Consider the following 2,732-nt stretch of genomic DNA (forward strand, 5'->3'; position numbering starts at 1 on the left):
CTTTGCAAAGCTCGCAGCATAATTGCGTCCAGAAATAAGGCCGCTTATATCCTTCCAAAAACTTTGCGACAGAACCGTTATTGCGAAGTGGCGATAACGACGAACATCCTCACGACTTCCTGCGAACCGGGTCGAAATGGCATCGCCATTTGCGAGCCCAGTCCGATGAAGATTACCGGCTTTGGGAAGTCAGTGTGTTATTTCATCTGCGCGATGCTTTCAGGTCCGGCGATATCTGGCTAACCCAGTCGCGCCGTTATGGCGATCTGAAGCAGGTTCTGGTTCCGGCACAAACAGTTGCTCATATTGCTCGCCTTGCCATTCCCCTCCGACCTCAGGAGTGGATCGCGGATCGCAGGGCGCGGCTGGAAGACGGGCTGAAAGCGTTGGGGCATGCCGCGCGCAATGGCACTATCCCGGGTGGAACCATTGAAAACGGCGTGCTCCATGTGAACAAGCTGGAAGCTGATGTGCCGGATGGTGCCGATGGCATGGTCCTCGATCTCTACAAACGCATGCCCGATATCAAGATCACCGACCTATTGCTTGAGGTCGATACTTTGACGGGCTTCTCCGAAGCTTTCACGCATTTGCGTACCGGTGCGCCATGCTCAGACCGGATTGGCTTGATGAACGTTGTCCTGGCTGAAGGCATTAATCTTGGCTTGCGCAAGATGGCCGATGCAACCCATACGCATGGCTTCTGGGAACTGATGCGTATTGCACGCTGGCATGTCGAAGGTGAGGCCTTCAACCGTGCGTTGGCAATGGTTGTTGAGGCACATGCGAAATTGCCCATGGCGGCGTTCTGGGGCAAGGGTCTGACCGCATCCAGCGATGGCCAGTTCTTCCGGGCTGCCGAAAAGGGCGAGGCCATGAATCTGATTAACGCTAAGTATGGGAACGAGCCAGGTTTGAAGGCCTACAGCCATGTCTCCGACCAGTATGCGCCGTTCTCGACACAGGTCATTCCGGCTACGGCCAGTGAAGCACCATATATTCTGGACGGTCTTTTAATGAATGAGACCGGAAAACGCATCCAGGAGCAATATACCGATACGGGCGGCTTCACCGATCACGTCTTTGCCGCTTGCTCAATCACGGGTTTTGCGTTTATCCCGCATATCCGAGATCTTCCGTCCAAACGGTTTTATGTTTTTGATCCGGCCAGTGCGCCAGCCAATCTACGTTCGTTGATCACAGATAAGGTCAAGGAACCTCTCATCGAGAGGAATTGGCCGGATATCCTGCGCATTGCCGCCACGATGACTGCTGGCATCATGCCACCCAGTCAAATCTTGCGGAAACTCGCGTCCTATCCCAGGCAAAACGAGCTGGCTCTAGCGTTGCGGGAAGTTGGCCGGGTCGAACGAACACTGTTTATGATCAACTGGATCATGGATGTCGACATGCAGCGCCGTGCACGGGTGGGCCTGAACAAAGGCGAGTCACATCATGCCTTGAAGCAAGCAGTCAATTTTTATCGGCGCGGTGAAATCCGTGATCGCTCCACCGAAGGCCAACACTACAGGATTGCGGGCCTCAATCTTCTCACCGCTATTATCATCTTCTGGAACACCCTGAAACTCGGTGACGCCGTCGAAAGCCGAAACCAGGCCGGACTACCCATTCCACCGGAACTCCTCGCCCACGTCTCGCCGCTTGGCTGGGAGCATATCAATCTTATCGGCGAATACAGATGGCCGGTTCCTTAGAGTGTCATTTCGCCCCCTCCCGCAAATGACCCCATTCCGATCGATGTCGAGACCTATCTCGCCCAGAAGGCCGACGCTCTGGATCAAAAGCTGCAGGAGGCGGCAGGTCGCCTGGAAAATAGTCGGGGCGATACTCGCATCGGCGCAAAAGGATTGCGGGTCCCAGCGGTCAGAACTTCGGAAACCGAAGCCGCAATCGCGTTCGCAAGGCGGGTGGCAACAACCATGCCGCCCATACGGTTGACGGACCTTGTGGCCGATATCGACCGGATGACGGGCTTCAGTTCCTTGTTCGAGCACCTCCAGACCGGTCGGTCACCTTCCGATCTGCGGGTGTTTTATGCGGCGCTGATCGCCGAAGCCACAAATCTTGGCTTCTCGAAGATGGCGCATGCCTGTCCCGGCATCACGCGCCGCCAGCTACAGCAGATGGCAATCTGGCATTTTCGCGAAGAGACATTCGCGCTGGCGCTCGCCAAACTGGTTGAGGCTCAACACTCTGCTCCGTTCTCAACAGTATTCGGCTCGCACACAATTTCCTCATCGGACGGACAACATATCCATCTTGGCGACGGTGGCGAAGTCGCAGGCGGCGTCAATGGCAGGTATGGAAACAATCCGATTATCAAACTCTACACCGCGATCTCTGGTCGCTACGCGCCCTTTCATACAAAAATCATAGCCGCAACGGCTAGTGAAGCCGTTCACGTGCTTGACGCATTGCTGGAAACTGATGCTGGTCTTAATATCGTCCGTCACCACGTTGATGGCGGCGGCGTCAGCGATCTTGTATTCGCCCTCTGTCATGCACTCGGCTTCGCATTCGTGCCGCGCATTCCCGATCTCGATGGGCGATGTCTCTATGGCTTCGAACCGGCCAAGCAATATGGAATTCTGCATAATGTTATGGGTGGTCGGATAGATACCGATCTGATCAGGGGGTTCTGTCGCAAAGTTTTTGAGTTTGACTGATTTTGTTGAAGTCTGGTAGGTTTGGTTGATAATGAGCGGAGCCGG

At 54.9% G+C, this 2,732-nt stretch carries 2 pseudogenes; both read left to right on the forward strand.

Going from position 1 to position 2,732, the window contains the following annotated elements:
* Window positions 1–71: 71 nt before the first annotated feature.
* Window positions 72–1,715: pseudogene (locus tag FHY56_RS17690) on the forward strand (Tn3 family transposase); the annotation flags it as partial.
* Between the two features lie 33 nt (window positions 1,716–1,748).
* A pseudogene (locus FHY56_RS17695) lies at window positions 1,749–2,654 on the forward strand (Tn3 family transposase); the annotation flags it as partial.
* Window positions 2,655–2,732 lie beyond the last annotated feature (78 nt).

This window comes from Brucella gallinifaecis (genome assembly GCF_006476605.1).
Classification (GTDB): Bacteria; Pseudomonadota; Alphaproteobacteria; order Rhizobiales; family Rhizobiaceae; genus Brucella; species Brucella gallinifaecis.